The following is a 16,479-nucleotide window of genomic DNA, read 5'->3' as shown; positions in this document are numbered from 1 at the left end:
GCCATGGAATGGTTTAAGACTTTATTGATTGTTGTGCAGGTGATTTCCGCTTTGGCAGTGATTTTGTTGGTATTGCTTCAGCAGGGAAAGGGCGCCGATATGGGTGCTGCTTTTGGTTCTGGATCCTCGGGTAGCCTTTTTGGCGCCAGCGGCTCTGCCAATTTTCTTTCCCACACAACGGCTATCTTTGCTGCTATCTTTTTTGTATGCACCCTAGGGATAACTTGGATCGGTAATAAGAAGGAAGTTAGCCCAGGCATTTTGTCTGGCACCGTAGCCCCTGTTGCCGCTCCTGCAGCTGCACCGGCTGCCCCTGTTCAGGATCCTACCAAACCAGCAGTTCCAAAATAAAATATTTGGTTTTAAGGGGTTTAAAAGCTGTTTTTCAGGGTATTTACTAGGTTCAATGCAGTAGAATTGACGAGTTTTACAAGATGCCGACGTGGTGAAATTGGTAGACACGCTATCTTGAGGGGGTAGTGGCTTAGGCTGTGCGAGTTCGAGTCTCGCCGTCGGCACCAAATTGTAAGATTGAAGCTGTTATCCAGGTTTTATGTAGTGAAGTAATTGTTAATTTGTATCTTATTCAGACTCACCAGACGAAAGAATCAAGGCTATTTTGGATCTCGCTAATTACTTTCCTGTTCTGCTTTTTATCCTCGTAGGTATTGGGGTCGGTTTAGTGCCCATGTTCCTCGGAAAAGTGTTGGCTCCTTCTAAGCCAAACGCTGAAAAACTGTCGCCATACGAATGTGGTTTTGAGGCTTTTGAAGATGCACGCATGAAATTTGACGTGCGTTATTACCTCATTGCGATCTTATTTATCTTATTTGACTTAGAAACAGCATTCCTGTTCCCATGGGGTGTGGCTTTGCGTGATATCGGCTGGTTTGGCTATGCCTCCATGGTGATTTTCCTTCTGGAATTTATCGTGGGATTTGTTTATATCTGGAAAAAGGGCGCCCTCGACTGGGAGTGATCGTTATGGCATTAGAAGGCGTTCTTAAAGAGGGATTTGTTACTACTACTGCAGACCAGTTAATCAACTGGACGCGTAATGGTTCTTTATGGCCAATGACCTTTGGTCTTGCCTGCTGCGCTGTAGAAATGATGCATGCAGGGGCTTCCCGTTATGACTTAGACCGTTTTGGGGTAGTTTTTCGTCCATCCCCACGTCAATCGGACTTGATGATTGTGGCTGGTACCTTATGTAACAAGATGGCACCTGCTTTGCGCAAGGTCTATGACCAAATGCCAGAACCCCGCTGGGTTATTTCCATGGGCTCATGTGCCAATGGCGGTGGTTATTACCATAACTCGTATTCAGTGGTTCGTGGTTGCGACCGTATTGTGCCTGTAGACATTTATGTGCCTGGCTGCCCCCCAACTGCAGAAGCATTAATCTACGGAATTATTCAGTTGCAATCCAAGATTGCTCGCACCAGCACGATTGCGCGGAAGGCTTAATTCATGTCAGATCGTTTAGTTCAACTCGCAGCCAATCTAGAAAAAGTTCTAGGTAAGCGCACCCAGTCAATCGAAATTGCTTTAGGTGAAGTGACGGTCGTTTTGAATGCAGATACGTATTTTGAATCCGCCATGCTCTTGCGTGATGAGCCTTCATTGGCCTTTGAGCAACTCATTGATTTATGCGGTGTGGATTATCAAGATTTCCGCGACGGTGCTTGGGTTGGCCCACGTTTTGCTGCGGTAACGCATCTCTTGTCTCTGGCGCATAACTGGCGTTTACGTGTACGCGTATTTGCCCCAGAAGATTCGTACCCCATCCTCGCCTCACTTACGCCAGTATGGGCGGCGGCGAATTGGTTTGAGCGTGAAGCATTTGATCTTTATGGCATCTTGTTTGATGGGCATGATGACCTGCGTCGCATCTTGACTGATTATGGTTTCATCGGTCACCCATTTAGAAAAGATTTCCCCATCTCTGGCAATGTGGAAATGCGCTACGACCCAGAGCTCAAGCGCGTGGTTTACCAACCCGTCACGATTGAAGCGCGCGAGATTACACCGCGTATCGTCCGTGAAGAGCAGTACGGAGGCCCGGTTTAGCTATGGCACAGATTAAGAACTACACCCTCAATTTTGGACCTCAACATCCTGCCGCTCACGGTGTTTTACGCCTGGTGCTGGAGCTAGATGGTGAAGTGATCCAGCGTGCAGACCCGCATATTGGTTTACTGCATCGCGCCACTGAAAAATTAGCCGAGACCCGTACTTGGATTCAAAACGTTCCTTACATGGATCGCTTGGATTATGTATCGATGATGGCTAATGAGCACGCTTACGTGATGGCAATTGAAAAATTGCTGCAAGTAGATGTGCCTTTGCGAGCCCAATATATTCGCGTCATGTTTGATGAGTTAACGCGTTTACTCAACCACCTCTTGTGGATCGGCTGTCACGGCTTAGACGTTGGCGCAATGGCCGTATTCCTATACGCCTTCCGTGATCGTGAAGATATTTTTGATATGTACGAAGCCGTTTCTGGCGCGCGTATGCATGCTGCTTACTACCGTCCAGGTGGCGTCTACCGTGATCTACCAACGCAAATGGCTCAGTACTCTCAGTCCAAGGTACGTAGCACTTCTGCTATCAAACGCTTGAATGAAAATCGTAGCGGTACTTTGCTGGATTTCATTGAAGAGTTCTCTGGGCGCTTTGATGGAAACGTCGATGAGTATTGCAATCTCCTGACGGATAACCGGATCTGGAAGCAGCGCTTGGTTGGCATTGGCGTTGTGACGCCTGAACGTGCTTTGCAGTTGGGCTTTACTGGCCCGATGTTGCGGGGTTCTGGCATCGAGTGGGATTTGCGTAAAAAACAACCTTACGAGACCTATGACAAGCTCGACTTTGATATTCCTGTGGGCGTAAACGGCGACTCTTACGATCGCTATTTGGTGCGCATGGAAGAAATGCGTCAATCCAATCGCATCATTAAGCAATGTATTGCCTGGCTCAAAGCAAATGATGGCCCGGTCATGAGTGATAACCACAAAGTATCGCCACCCAAGCGTGTTGATATGAAGACGAATATGGAAGAGCTGATTCATCACTTCAAACTCTTCACTGAAGGTATGCATGTTCCCAATGGCGAGGCTTATTCTGCGGTTGAGCATCCCAAAGGCGAGTTCGGTATTTACTTGATTTCTGACGGTGCGAATAAACCGTATCGCCTCAAGATTCGTGCACCAGGATTTGTACATCTATCTGCTATGGATGAGATGTCTCGTGGTCACATGTTGGCTGACGCAGTCACGATTATTGGCACCCAAGATATTGTGTTCGGGGAGATTGACCGCTAATACAGTGTGCCAAGAATAAATTTATGACAACTACTCTTCAACTATCAGACAAAACGCTCGCTGACATAGCACGTAATGTCGCTAAATATCCTCCAGAGCAAAAGCAGTCTGCTGTGATGGCTGCTCTCATTGCAGCCCAAACTGAGCTAGGTTGGGTTTCTCCTGAGGTGATTGCCACAGTTGCACAAATATTAGAAATGCCGACGATTGCTGTTGATGAAGTAGCTACTTTCTACAACATGTACAACACGAAGCCAATTGGTAAATACAAGTTGGTGATTTGTACTAATCTGCCTTGTCAATTAACGCATGGTGAAACCGCGGCTACTCATCTAAAGGAAACCTTAGGCATTGGGTATAACGAAACAACACCTTGTGGCACCTTTACCTTAAAAGAGGGGGAGTGCATGGGTGCGTGTGGTGATTCACCAGTCATGCTGATTAATGACAAGCGCATGTGTAGCTTGATGAGCAAAGAAAAGATTGATGCTCTATTAAATGAGTTGCGTGCAGAGGGAAAAGCAGCATGACCAGCTTGCACGATAGACACATTAAACCTTTGATTCTTGCCGGCTTGAATGGCGAGAACTGGCGTTTAAAGGATTATGAAAGTCGTGGCGGTTATCAGCAGCTGCGTCGTATCTTGAATGACCAGGTTGCGCCAGACGCCATCATTGCTGAATTAAAAGCATCGTCATTACGTGGCCGTGGAGGCGCAGGTTTTCCAACGGGATTGAAATGGAGCTTTATGCCTCGTCAGTTCCCTGGTCAAAAGTATTTAGTCTGCAATAGCGACGAAGGTGAGCCAGGGACATTTAAAGACCGCGACATCATGCGCTACAACCCACACGCTTTGATTGAGGGCATGATCATTGGCGCCTACACTATGGGTATCGCAACGGGTTATAACTATATCCATGGCGAAATCTGGGAAGTTTACGCACGTTTCGAAGAAGCTCTTGAAGAGGCACGTGCTGCTGGATATCTCGGTAACAAGATTTTGGGAAGCGAATTCAATTTTCAATTGCATGCTTCGCCAGGTTGGGGTGCTTATATTTGTGGTGAAGAAACCGCACTCTTAGAATCGCTTGAAGGCAAGAAGGGTCAACCTCGCTTCAAGCCACCATTCCCAGCGAGCTTTGGTTTATACGGCAAGCCAACCACTATTAACAATACTGAAACCTTCGCTGCCGTCCCATTCATTATGGCAATTGGTGGACCTGCGTATTTAGAGTTGGGCAAGCCAAATAATGGCGGTACGAAGATTTTTTCTGTTTCTGGTGACGTGACTTATCCTGGCAATTATGAGGTTCCATTGGGCACTCCATTTGCGGATTTACTCAAATTGGCTGGCGGCATGCGCGATGGCATTCCATTGAAAGCAGTTATTCCTGGCGGTTCATCGGCCCCTGTTATTCCTGGTGCGCAGATGATGGACCTCACGATGGATTACGACAGCATTGCGAAAGCAGGTTCAATGCTGGGATCCGGTGCAGTCATCGTCATGAATGAAACTCGTTGCATGGTTCGTGCACTGGAGCGTTTGTCCTATTTTTATCATGAGGAATCCTGTGGTCAATGCACTCCATGCCGTGAGGGTACAGGCTGGTTGTGGCGCATTGTTCATCGGATTGAGCATGGCCAAGGACGTCCAGAAGATTTAGATTTATTAAACGATGTAGCAGCTAATATTCAGGGTCGCACGATTTGCGCTTTGGGTGATGCCGCTGCTATGCCAGTTCGTGGCATGTTGAAACATTACATGGATGAATTTGTTTATCACGTAGAACATAAGCGCTGCTTAGATTCTGCTAAACCTTTATGAGATATTGAGCACGGGACACCTTACAGTGAGCATGGTTGAAATCGAATTAGATGGCAAGGTAGTAGAAGTTCCGCAAGGTTCGATGGTGATGCACGCCGCGAACAAGCTGGGTACTTATATTCCCCACTTTTGCTATCACAAGAAATTATCCATCGCTGCTAACTGCCGCATGTGTTTGGTAGAAGTTGAGAAAGCGCCTAAACCATTGCCAGCTTGTGCCACACCAGCGACCCAAGGCATGAAGGTATTTACACACTCAGCTAAAGCAGTTGAAGCACAGCGTTCAGTAATGGAGTTTCTTCTCATCAACCATCCTTTAGATTGCCCTATTTGTGATCAAGGTGGTGAGTGCCAGTTACAAGATTTAGCAGTAGGTTACGGTAAATCCAATTCACGCTATGAAGAAGACAAGCGTGTTGTGTTCCATAAAAATGTAGGCCCATTAATCTCTATGCAGGAGATGTCCCGCTGTATTCACTGCACCCGTTGCGTGCGCTTCGGCCAAGAGGTGGCTGGAGTGATGGAGTTGGGTATGGTCAATCGTGGTGAGCATTCTGAAATCACGACCTTCACTGGTCAGACGATTGATTCCGAACTATCAGGCAATATGATTGATATCTGTCCAGTCGGTGCATTAACGAGCAAGCCATTCCGCTACGCTGCCCGTACCTGGGAATTAGGTCGTAAGCGTTCCGTCAGTCCGCACGACAGTTTGGGATCAAATACCACCGTTCAAACTAAAGCCAATAAAGTGATGCGCGTAGTGGCTTTAGAAAATGAAGCAATCAATGAGTGCTGGATTAGTGACCGTGATCGTTTTGCTTATGAAGGTATTAATAGCGCAGACCGTGTGACGACTCCGATGGTGAAGCAGGGCGGTCAATGGCTTGAGACTGATTGGGAATCTGCGATGAATTACGTCGCCCATTCACTCAAAACGATTTCTGCTGAAAGTGGCTCAGAAGCGATTGGTGCTTTAGCCCATCCTATCTCTAGCACTGAAGAGTTGTATCTGCTGCAAAAACTGGTTCGGGACTTAGGATCTAATCAGATTGAAACTCGATTGGGTCAAACTGATGTTAGTGGGGCTGCATCTGCCCCTTGGTTGGGTATGCCCATTACTACATTAAGTACGCTTGATCGCGTTTTAGTGATTGGTAGTTTCTTACGCAAGGATCAGCCCTTAGTTGCCGTTCGCTTACGTGAGGGTGCTAAAAAGGGTTTACAAGTTTTACGGATTGACGCGGGTGGTGATGATTGGCTCATTCCTAGCGTTGGAATTGCAGCTAGACCTAGCGCATGGTTGAATGCATTAAGTGAAGTTGCCATTGCTGTGGCGAAGGCGAAATCTGCTTCTACTCCCGCAGGTTTAGCTGCTGTGCCGGTTTCTATTACCGCCCAACAGATAGCTGATAGTTTGCTGTCTGGCACCACAAGATCCGTATTGTTGGGCTCAGCTGCTATTGCCCATCCCCAAGCGTCTGACATACATGTATTAGCGCAGTTTATTGCTGAGCAAACAGGCGCTACCTTAGGATTCTTACCGGTTGGCGGAAATGCAGTCGGTGCGAGCTTGGTAAAAGCGAATGGTGCTGGTGTTGAATCAGTCCTGTCGGGTGACCGCCGTGCGGTGCTTTTAATGAATATTGAGCCCGATGCTGATTTGCCTAATCCAGAGCAGGCGCGTGCTGCCTTAGCTAAAGCCAATACGGTGATTGCCTTAAGCGCTTTTAAGAGCGCAGATATCCTAGAGGTAGCCGATGTCATTCTGCCAATCACCCCTTTTACAGAAACTGTATCTACATTTGTGAATGCAGAAGGACGCGTTCAAACTATTCAGCCCGCTGTGAAACCTTTAGGTGATTCACGTCCCGCATGGAAAGTGCTGCGTGTACTGGGTGGCCTATTAAATTTAGATGGCTTTCATTTCAATATGCCTGAAGAAGTACTGGGCGAAGCGCTGAGTGATAATTACTGCGCTCATTTAAGCAATCAATCGACTGCAAGCGCATTGACTCATGGCAAATTAGCTCCATTAAGCGGACTAGAGCGTCTATCGGACGTAGGCATTTATGCTGGTGACCAAATTGTGCGCCGCTCATCTGCTTTGCAGTTAACGCGAGATGCGAAGCGCAGTAATCAGGCTGGTGTTGGTCAAGCGCTCTTTAATGAGTTGGGCTTGAAAGAGGGTGATGCTGTGCAAGTGACTCAAGGCAGTCGGTTCGTAGATTTGCAGGCAACATTGGAAGTCAATTTAGCTCAGGGCGTCATTCGAATTTCTGCAGGAACCATGGCTAGCGCTCAATTAGGGTCGATGTTCGGTCCTGTTTCGGTTAGCAAGGTATAGGCGCCAAGATGGATCATTTCTTGAACCTCGTTACTACTCAAGGTGAGGCTATCTTCGGATCTCTATGGCCGCTGGTTTGGGCTTTGGTGCGTATCGTAGTTATCGTATTGCCGATGTTTGCTGCCGTAGCTTATATGACTCTTTGGGAGCGCAAACTCATTGGTTGGATGCACATCCGGCTTGGCCCTAATCGTGTTGGCCCATTAGGTTTGTTGCAGCCCATTGCAGATGCATTGAAGTTGCTCATGAAGGAGATCATTTCTCCAACTCAAGCAAGCAAGGTGCTGTATTTCATTGCGCCGGTGATGGTGATCATGCCTGCTTTTGCTGCCTGGGCTGTCATTCCTTTCCAGGCCAAACTGGTGTTAGCTGATGTTAATGCTGGCTTGCTCTATGTCATGGCAATCTCTTCTATTGGGGTTTATGGCGTCATCTTGGCGGGTTGGTCATCTAACTCCAAGTACCCGTTCCTTGGCGCGATGCGTGCCTCCGCTCAAATGATTTCTTATGAAATTGCAATGGGTTTTGCATTGGTCACGGTGTTATTGACTTCTGGCTCATTAAACCTGAGTGCGATTGTGATTTCTCAAGAGCAGGGCTACTTTGCCAATATGGGTTTGAACTTCCTGTCGTGGAACTGGTTGCCATTGCTCCCCATGTTCATCATTTACTTTATCTCTGGTGTTGCTGAAACCAATCGTCATCCATTTGACGTAGTGGAAGGGGAGTCAGAGATTGTTGCTGGTCATATGGTTGAGTATTCTGGTATGGCCTTTGCAATGTTCTTTCTGGCAGAGTATGCCAATATGATTTTGATCGCTGCCTTAGCTTCTACTATCTTCTTGGGCGGTTGGTTGCCAATCGTTGATTTGCCAATCTTGCGCGATATCCCAGGCTTCTTCTGGTTATTTGCTAAAACGTTCCTCCTCTTGTCCTGTGTCATCTGGCTACGTGCCACCTTGCCACGTTATCGCTACGACCAGATCATGCGTTTGGGCTGGAAGATTTTTATCCCCATCTCAGTTTTCTGGGTAGTGGTTGTTGGCGCATGGGTAGTATCCCCATGGAATATCTGGAAATAAGGCGATCAATCATGTTTAAGAAAATTTCCCAATTCCTCGATAGCTTGATGCTAAAAGACATTCTGGTCGGCATGTCGATTACCGGCCGCTATCTCTTTAAGCCAAAAATTACTATTCAGTATCCAGAGGAGAAGACGCCCCAGTCTGCCCGATTCCGTGGTTTGCATGCATTGCGTCGTTATGAGAACGGGGAAGAGCGTTGCATTGGTTGCAAATTATGCGAAGCAGTTTGTCCGGCATACGCCATTACTATTGAAACCGCTGAGCGGGATGATGGTACGCGCCGTACTAGCCGCTACGACATTGATTTAACGAAGTGTATTTTCTGTGGCTTCTGTGAAGAGGCTTGTCCTGTAGACGCGATTGTTGAAACCAATATTTTTGAATATTTTGGCGATAAGCGTGGTGATTTGTACTTCACAAAAGACATGCTGTTAGCCGTAGGTGATAAGTATGAAAAAGAGATTGCTGCTAGCCGCACAGCGGATGCACCTTATCGTTAAGCGAACAGAGCGCAAATATATATGACACTTAATCCAACTACTCTGTTTGCCGTATTCTTTTACGCCTTCGCAGGTTTGCTGGTGATTTCTGCTCTGCGCGTAGTGACCGCTCGCAACCCAGTGCATGCTGCTCTGTTTTTAGTGCTCGCCTTTTTTTGCGCATCTGGCTTGTGGATGCTCCTCAAGGCAGAGTTCCTCAGTCTGGCCTTGATCCTCGTCTATGTTGGTGCAGTGATGGTGCTGTTCTTGTTTGTGGTCATGATGTTAGATCTTGATATTGAAAATTTGCGTCGCGATTATAAAAAATTCTTACCAGTAGCTTTTTTAATGGGTACTGTCATTGTTTTAGAGTTATCGATTGTCCTGATCCGCAGCTTTATTGGAACCAATGCGCCAGTCCAGCCAATGCTCGAGGAGGCGGCCACTAGCAATACTCACGCTTTGGGGATGTTGATTTTCGTAGATTATGTGTATGCCTTCGAGATTGCTGGTGTCATCCTATTGGTAGCCATCATTGCTGCTGTAGCCTTGACTCTGCGTAATCGCAAAGATTCTAAATCCCAAAATATTCATCAGCAAGTCAATGTCAATTCTGCAGATCGGATGCGCATCGTGAAAATGGATTCCGATAGGGCTGCAAAGCAGGATAGTCGCGGGGAGAAGTCATGACGATTACTTTGGCTCACTACTTAGTGCTAGGCGCCATTTTATTTGCTACTAGCGTAGTTGGTATTTTCTTGAATCGTAAAAATGTCATCGTACTCTTGATGGCCATTGAGTTAATGCTTCTTTCGGTAAACATGAACTTTGTCGCCTTCTCCCATTATTTGGGTGACATGGCTGGTCAAGTATTTGTATTCTTTATTTTGACTGTGGCTGCTGCTGAGGCAGCAATCGGTTTGGCAATTTTGGTTGTGCTCTTCCGCAAGGTGGACACCATTAATGCTGAAGACCTTGACCACCTAAAAGGCTAGTCATGCAATTGACCTTAACTCTTCCCGTCCTCTGCACCATTCCATTGGCGCCACTATTTGGCTCAATCATTGCCGGATTTTTTGGGACTAAATTGGGTGGTAATCGCATTGGTAATGGCCCTTGCCAGTTCGTCACTATCTTGGGTGTGATGATCGCTTTTGTGCTGTCGTGTTTTGTATTAGTTCAAGTCATGGATGGTTTCTATTTCAACGGTACGGTTTACCGCTGGATGGAGTTGGGTGAGCTCAACTTGGATATCGGTTTTTTAATCGACCCGCTGACAGCAACCATGATGTGTGTCGTGACCTTTGTGTCCTTGATGGTGCATATCTATACCATTGGCTATATGCAGGGTGAAGAGGGATATAACCGCTTCTTCTCCTATATCTCACTCTTTACCTTTGCGATGTTAATGCTGGTCATGAGTAATAACCTCTTGCAACTGTTCTTTGGCTGGGAGGCGGTCGGGGTTGTTTCTTATTTATTGATTGGCTTCTACTATGAACGTCAGTCCGCTGTGTTTGCCAACATGAAGGCCTTCTTAGTAAACCGAGTGGGTGACTTTGGCTTCATCCTCGGCATTGGTCTATTGCTGGCTAGCACTGGCTCCATGAACTATGACGTGATCTTTTCGCAGAACACGGCATTAGCAGCGCAAACATTACCAGGTACTAGCTGGAATTTATTGACAGTGGTTTGTATCTGTTTATTCATCGGGGCGATGGGTAAGTCAGCCCAATTCCCTTTACATGTCTGGCTACCAGACTCGATGGAAGGTCCGACTCCTATTTCTGCGTTGATTCACGCAGCGACCATGGTTACTGCGGGCATCTTTATGGTGTCACGCATGTCCCCTCTATTTGAGTTATCAGAGGCGGCCTTGAGCTTTATCTTGATTATTGGCTCCATCACTGCACTCTTCATGGGTTTCCTGGGCCTGGTTCAAACGGATATCAAACGGGTTATTGCTTATTCCACTCTGTCTCAGTTGGGCTTTATGACGATTGCTTTGGGGGTTTCAGCTTATCCAGTAGCCATCTTTCACCTGATGACGCATGCATTCTTTAAAGCGCTCCTGTTCCTTGGGGCGGGTAGTGTGATTTTGGGTATGCATCATGAGCAAGACATGCGCAAGATGGGTGGTCTTTGGAAGTACATGCCAATCACTTGTCTCATGATGTTGCTGGGTAGTTTGTCATTAATCGGTACGCCATTTTTCTCAGGCTTCTATTCAAAAGATTCGATTATTGAAGCGGTAGCTGCTAGTCATATCCCAGGATCCGGATTTGCTTATTTTGCTGTTATGACCAGCGTCTTTGTGACCGCCTTATATTCTTTCCGTCTATATTTTTATGTATTTCACGGTAAGTCGCGTTGGGGTCATGCTGATGCACATGCGCACGAGCATGGTGACCATGCAGAGCAGGGCGATGACCATGCGCATCATGGCTTAGCACCTGGTCAAAAGCCACATGAATCTCCCTTGGTGGTTACATTGCCATTAATTTTGTTAGCAATTCCTTCGGTCATCATTGGTTTCTACACTATTACCCCTTTGTTGTTCGGCACTTTCTTTGGGGATTCCATCTTTATTGATATCGCTCGTCATCCAGTGATGAAAGAGCTTGAAGATGAGTTCCATGGACCCATTGCTATGGCCATCCATGCATTCACTTCCCCAGTATTGCTCTTGGTCGTATTGGGCGTGCTTACAGCTGCGATTGGCTACCTTTGGGCTCCGAAGTTGCCGAGCGTGGTTTCGCAAGCATTGGCTCCGGTCAAAAAGCTGCTGGATCATAAATACTACCTAGATGATTTCAATCAAGCAATATTTGCTAAAGGCTTGCTGTGGATCGGCGGTATTTTATGGCATCGTGGCGATCAAAAAATTATCGACGGATTTATTGTTAATGGTAGCGCCTTCTCGGTCGGGCGCTTTGCTGGTGTCATTCGTCATTTGCAATCCGGTTATCTCTACCACTATGCTTTCGCAATGATTGCTGGCTTAGCGGTATTGCTGGCTTGGGTTTTATACGCTTACCTGCCTTTTGTTCGCTAGGCCTTTGTTACTTAAGTAGCCATTATGATTCTCTCATTCGCCATCTGGATCCCGATTTTTTTCGGCATCATTATTTTGTTCTACGGCTCAGAAAAGCCTTCTGCTGGAGTGCGTTGGCTGGCACTGGTTGGAGCAGTACTCGGCTTCATTGCCACTTTGCCATTAGTAATAGATTTTGATGTTGCTAATCCGGGCATGCAGTTTGTAGAAAAGATTAGCTGGATACCTCGTTATGACATTAATTACTCCCTCGGCGTGGATGGTATTTCTGTTTGGTTTATTGTCTTAACTGCATTTATTAATATTTTTGTGGTGATTGCCTCTTGGGAGTCGATTACTACCAAGGTATCCCAATATATGGCTTCGTTCATGATCCTTTCCGGATTGATGATTGGCGTATTTGCTTCGCTGGATGCATTACTGTTCTATGTATTCTTCGAGGCGACTTTAATCCCGATGTACATCATCATTGGTGTTTGGGGTGGACATAACCGAATCTACGCAGCATTCAAGTTTTTCTTGTACACATTGATGGGTTCCTTGCTTACCTTGATCGCGATGCTGTACCTGTACAACGTGACCAATACCTTTGATATTCTGGCTTGGCACAATGCCCGTTTGGATATCGTTGAACAAATCCTCCTGTTCTTTGCCTTCTTCATGGCATTTGCAGTGAAGGTTCCGATGTGGCCTTTACATACTTGGTTGCCAGATGTTCACGTTGAAGCCCCAACAGGTGGCTCAGTAGTCTTGGCTGCCATCATGTTGAAGCTGGGTGCCTATGGTTTCTTACGCTTCTCGCTGCCGATTGCTCCAGATGCAAGCCAATATCTTGGCCCATTTGTGATCTTCTTGTCTTTGGTAGCCGTGATTTATGTGGGTGCCGTGGCCTTGGTGCAGAAAGATATGAAGAAGCTGGTGGCCTATTCATCAGTTGCGCACATGGGTTTTGTGACCTTAGGCTTCTTCCTCTTTAGCCCGCTGGGCATTGAGGGTGGCATTGTGCAGATGATCTCCCATGGCTTTGTAGCTGGCGCGATGTTCCTTTCGATTGGTGTGTTGTATGGCCGCATGCATACCCGTCAAATTGCGGACTACGGCGGCGTGGTGCATCGGATGCCAGCCTTTACTGCCTTTGCAGTATTAATGGCGATGGCGAACTGCGGCCTACCAGCTACCTCTGGATTTGTTGGTGAATTCATGGTGATTTTGGCTGCGGTAGATTACGATTTCGTCATTGGCTTGTTAGCTGCTACCGCTTTGATTCTGAGTGCTGCCTATTCATTATGGATGGTGAAGCGGGTATTTTTTGGTGCCATCACGAATGAGCATGTCGAGGCATTAAAAGATCTGAATGGTCGCGAGTATTTCATGATGGCGGTATTGTCTATCTGTGTAATTGGTATGGGGGTGTATCCAAAGCCCTTTACTGACATCATTCATCCCTCCGTGATTAATCTGTTGCAGCATGTTGCTGTCAGCAAACTCTGAGTAAACGCTAATGCAAGCATTCGACCTATACGCCATCCTGCCGGAACTTGTTTTACTCGTTGTCACCTGTTTGTTATTGGTGGCCAGCGTTTATGTGCCTGAGCGTCAGCCAGCTACCCCAGGAGTGGAGCAGGATATTTTCCACACCCCGCGTGGGGTTGGCTTTGTATATTTCTTCTCCCTTATTTTGTTAGCGTATCTAATCGTCGCCTTTCTGGGTCGTATGGGGGATGTATCAGCGGTTGCAATGAATGGCTTGTTTCAGACGGATCCACTCTCTAATTTATTAAAAGCCTGTTCTTGCGGTGCCGTGTTGGTGAGCTTGGTATATTCAAAAAAATACCTCGTCGATCGAGCCATTTTCCGCCCTGACTTCATTGTCTTGGTTTTGCTCGCCTTACTGGGTCAATGCGTATTAATTTCCGGCGCTAATCTGCTGACCCTCTATCTTGGTCTGGAGTTGATGGCTCTGCCAACCTATGCTTTAGTAGCTATGCGTCATAGCAATGAAAAGAGTGTAGAAGCGGCAATTAAGTATTTCATTCTGGGCGCTCTGGCATCGGGATTTTTACTCTACGGTATGTCGATGTTGTACGGTGTCACCGGCTCACTCGATTTAATTGAAATCTTCACTACAGTTGCAGATCCACGAGTCAACCATCTGGTAATGGCTTTTGGTCTGGTATTCATTGTTTCTGGCTTGGCCTTTAAGTTAGGCGTAGTACCTTTTCACATGTGGGTACCAGATGTTTATCAAGGTGCGCCAACAGCAGTGACTTTGATGATTGCAGCTGCGCCTAAGCTGGCAGCCTTTGCATTGTTATTCCGCTTATTGGTAAATACTCTCTTGCCACTAATGGGTGATTGGCAACCGATGCTGGTCTTGTTGGCAGTCCTATCACTAGTAGTTGGAAACCTGACGGCAATTGCGCAAACGAATATGAAGCGCATGTTGGCATACTCGGCTATTGCACAAATGGGTTTTGTACTACTAGGCATGTTGTCAGTGTTTGATGATCATGCCTTTAGTGCCTCTCTGTTTTATGCAATCACTTATGTCTTGACTACTTTAGGCAGCTTCGGTCTCTTGATGTTGCTGTCACACAAAGGCCATGATTGCGAAACGATTGATGACCTGAAGGGGTTAAATAAGACCCATCCTTGGTTTGCTTTTATTGGCCTAGTGATGATGTTCTCATTGGCCGGTATTCCGCCAACGGTAGGCTTTGCCGCCAAGCTTGGCGTATTAGAAGCCTTGGTGGATGGTGAGCACACTTTCTTGGCTGTGATTGCCGTTCTCGCCTCACTTATTGGCGCCTTCTATTACCTGAGAGTCGTCAAGGTGATGTACTTTGATGATCCTAAAGAGAAGCCTGTGTTGGAGATTTCTGGATCAGGATTTGCGCGTGGCTTGTTGAGTCTGAATGCGGTTTTTGTCCTCGCATTGGGAATCTTTCCTGCGGGCCTGATGACGGTTTGTCTAGATGCGATGCGTCGCACTTTATTGGGTTCATAACTGAGTTAGTAAGTAAGCGAATGCAGTAGGTGGTGACGAAGGGCTCCGAATTAGGAGCCTTTTTACTTTCGGTCATCCAAGTTTTGTAAGATAGGGATTGAATATATGAAAGCAATAGCATGACTGAAAAATCATTTAAAGACCTTCCGCTGGGGGATGCTCACTTGAGAGAAGAACGCCTTTCTGGAGAGGATATCTATGGCGGCATCTTTCTGAACATGAAGCGGGATCAAGTCAGTTTGCCCGATGGCAATCAGGCTATTCGGGAATATCTCACTCATCCTGGCGCAGTCGCCATTCTGGCGATCTTGGATGATGGAAGGGTGCTATTAGAGCGTCAGTATCGTTATCCCATTGCCAAGGCCTGTTTGGAGATTCCTGCTGGGAAGCTGGATCCGAAAGAGGATCACCTTTTATGTGCAAAACGGGAACTAGCAGAAGAGACTGGCTATACAGCGCAGAAGTGGAGCTTTATCCGCCGTATCCATCCAGTAATCTCCTATTCAACAGAGTTTATTGATATCTACTTGGCTGAGGGCTTAGTCTCCGGCAAAAGCCACTTGGACGAGGAAGAGTTTTTAGACGTCTTTGCTGCGCCACTGGAGCAGCTGTTGGATTGGGTGGAGCAGGGTGAGATTACCGATGTCAAAACTACCATTGCCGCTTACTGGCTAGATCGATATCGGAAGGGCTTAATTAGCCCCACACTGATCCCTTAGCACCCCATCCTATAGAATAGTGCTATTGAATTTAGTACTTTTGCCCCGATATAGGTCTTATGAAAGTTTATAACCTCGCTTGCCCGCTAGATCATCGCTTTGAGGGGTGGTTTGCCTCAGAAGAGGATTGCCTTGCGCAACAAGACAAGGGAATGTTGGCTTGCCCCATTTGCGACAGCACTGAGATTGCCAGGATGCCATCTGCCCCTCATATTGGGAGATCAGGCTCTATTAAAGAGGTGAGCACATCAACTGAGCTTACTGTTGGGCATGCTACAGCAACCGATCACAGTAGTCTGAGCGACAGTGTCAATGGCGGAGTCAGCGGCGATGTTATTGCTATGACTAATGGAGACCACTCTCAATTAGTGGCCCAAGTTCAAGCCGCCTTTCTTAAGGGGATGCGTGAGCTGATGGGGCGCTCTGAAGATGTGGGTAATTCTTTTGCCGAGGAAGCCCGAAAGATTCATTACAAAGAATCCCCTGAGCGCAGTATCCGGGGGCAAACTACCTTAGATGAAGCTGAAGCCCTACGTGAGGAGGGCATTGAGGTCATGGCTATGCCCATGCTTCCTGCCTTCAAAAACACCCTGCAGTAGTCAGCTATAGACTAATTCCCCTATACTTGGCTTGAAC

General features: G+C 46.9%; 17 protein-coding genes and 1 tRNA gene. All 18 read left to right on the top strand.

Annotated features, from left to right (window positions below):
- Window positions 1-3 precede the first annotated feature (3 nt).
- The 18 genes from secG (at window position 4) to ICN15_RS10640 (ending at window position 16,442) form a co-directional block, all read left to right on the top strand.
- Window positions 4-351, top strand: coding sequence for a preprotein translocase subunit SecG (secG, locus tag ICN15_RS10725; protein ID WP_216202736.1), 348 nt, complete (start codon window positions 4-6; stop codon window positions 349-351).
- 85 nt (window positions 352-436) lie between these two features.
- Window positions 437-521, top strand: a tRNA-Leu gene (locus tag ICN15_RS10720).
- Between the two features lie 98 nt (window positions 522-619).
- Window positions 620-979, top strand: coding sequence for an NADH-quinone oxidoreductase subunit A (locus ICN15_RS10715; RefSeq protein ID WP_216202735.1), 360 nt, complete (start codon window positions 620-622; stop codon window positions 977-979).
- Window positions 980-984: 5 nt separating this feature from the next.
- Window positions 985-1,467: an NADH-quinone oxidoreductase subunit B family protein gene (locus ICN15_RS10710; protein WP_011902891.1), complete on the top strand. Its 483-nt coding sequence runs from the start codon at window positions 985-987 to the stop codon at window positions 1,465-1,467.
- A gap of 3 nt (window positions 1,468-1,470) precedes the next feature.
- The gene (locus ICN15_RS10705) at window positions 1,471-2,070 is read left to right on the top strand and encodes an NADH-quinone oxidoreductase subunit C (protein ID WP_216202734.1); all 600 of its coding nucleotides are present in this window, start codon (window positions 1,471-1,473) and stop codon (window positions 2,068-2,070) included.
- A 2-nt stretch (window positions 2,071-2,072) separates the two neighbouring features.
- A complete protein-coding gene (locus ICN15_RS10700; protein ID WP_216202733.1) occupies window positions 2,073-3,326 on the top strand; it encodes an NADH-quinone oxidoreductase subunit D in 1,254 nt (417 codons plus the stop codon).
- Between the two features lie 23 nt (window positions 3,327-3,349).
- Window positions 3,350-3,856, top strand: a complete 507-nt coding sequence (gene nuoE / locus ICN15_RS10695; RefSeq protein ID WP_216202732.1) for an NADH-quinone oxidoreductase subunit NuoE — start codon at window positions 3,350-3,352, stop codon at window positions 3,854-3,856.
- Window positions 3,853-5,151, top strand: coding sequence for an NADH-quinone oxidoreductase subunit NuoF (gene nuoF, locus ICN15_RS10690; protein WP_216202731.1), 1,299 nt, complete (start codon window positions 3,853-3,855; stop codon window positions 5,149-5,151). The genes nuoE and nuoF overlap by 4 nt, the downstream gene beginning before the upstream one ends.
- Window positions 5,152-5,182: 31 nt before the next feature.
- Entirely contained in the window at window positions 5,183-7,498 is a 2,316-nt protein-coding gene (gene nuoG, locus ICN15_RS10685) for an NADH-quinone oxidoreductase subunit NuoG (RefSeq protein WP_216202730.1), read from the top strand.
- 8 nt (window positions 7,499-7,506) lie between these two features.
- Entirely contained in the window at window positions 7,507-8,580 is a 1,074-nt protein-coding gene (nuoH, locus tag ICN15_RS10680; protein ID WP_216202729.1) for an NADH-quinone oxidoreductase subunit NuoH, read from the top strand.
- 11 nt (window positions 8,581-8,591) lie between these two features.
- Window positions 8,592-9,083, top strand: coding sequence for an NADH-quinone oxidoreductase subunit NuoI (nuoI, locus tag ICN15_RS10675; protein ID WP_216202728.1), 492 nt, complete (start codon window positions 8,592-8,594; stop codon window positions 9,081-9,083).
- A 21-nt stretch (window positions 9,084-9,104) separates the two neighbouring features.
- Window positions 9,105-9,752 (top strand): NADH-quinone oxidoreductase subunit J, encoded by a 648-nt coding sequence (locus tag ICN15_RS10670; RefSeq protein WP_216202727.1) that lies wholly within the window; start codon window positions 9,105-9,107, stop codon window positions 9,750-9,752.
- Window positions 9,749-10,057, top strand: coding sequence for an NADH-quinone oxidoreductase subunit NuoK (nuoK, locus tag ICN15_RS10665; RefSeq protein ID WP_216198571.1), 309 nt, complete (start codon window positions 9,749-9,751; stop codon window positions 10,055-10,057). Before ICN15_RS10670 ends, nuoK begins: the two co-directional genes overlap by 4 nt.
- Window positions 10,058-10,059: 2 nt before the next feature.
- Window positions 10,060-12,117: an NADH-quinone oxidoreductase subunit L gene (gene nuoL, locus ICN15_RS10660; RefSeq protein ID WP_216202726.1), complete on the top strand. Its 2,058-nt coding sequence runs from the start codon at window positions 10,060-10,062 to the stop codon at window positions 12,115-12,117.
- Window positions 12,118-12,141: 24 nt separating this feature from the next.
- Window positions 12,142-13,608, top strand: coding sequence for an NADH-quinone oxidoreductase subunit M (locus ICN15_RS10655; RefSeq protein WP_216202725.1), 1,467 nt, complete (start codon window positions 12,142-12,144; stop codon window positions 13,606-13,608).
- A 10-nt stretch (window positions 13,609-13,618) separates the two neighbouring features.
- Complete coding sequence (gene nuoN / locus ICN15_RS10650) at window positions 13,619-15,124, top strand: NADH-quinone oxidoreductase subunit NuoN (protein ID WP_216202724.1); 1,506 nt, start codon at window positions 13,619-13,621, stop codon at window positions 15,122-15,124.
- Between the two features lie 119 nt (window positions 15,125-15,243).
- Window positions 15,244-15,843, top strand: coding sequence for an NUDIX domain-containing protein (locus tag ICN15_RS10645; RefSeq protein WP_216202723.1), 600 nt, complete (start codon window positions 15,244-15,246; stop codon window positions 15,841-15,843).
- A gap of 59 nt (window positions 15,844-15,902) precedes the next feature.
- Complete coding sequence (locus ICN15_RS10640) at window positions 15,903-16,442, top strand: DUF1178 family protein (RefSeq protein ID WP_216202722.1); 540 nt, start codon at window positions 15,903-15,905, stop codon at window positions 16,440-16,442.
- Window positions 16,443-16,479: the final 37 nt, after the last annotated feature.

Source organism: Polynucleobacter sp. CS-Odin-A6 (genome assembly GCF_018882095.1).
In the GTDB taxonomy this organism is placed as follows: domain Bacteria; phylum Pseudomonadota; class Gammaproteobacteria; order Burkholderiales; family Burkholderiaceae; genus Polynucleobacter.
Note: the sequence above shows the minus strand (reverse complement) of the source record. Positions and strands in the feature narration are given on the sequence as shown.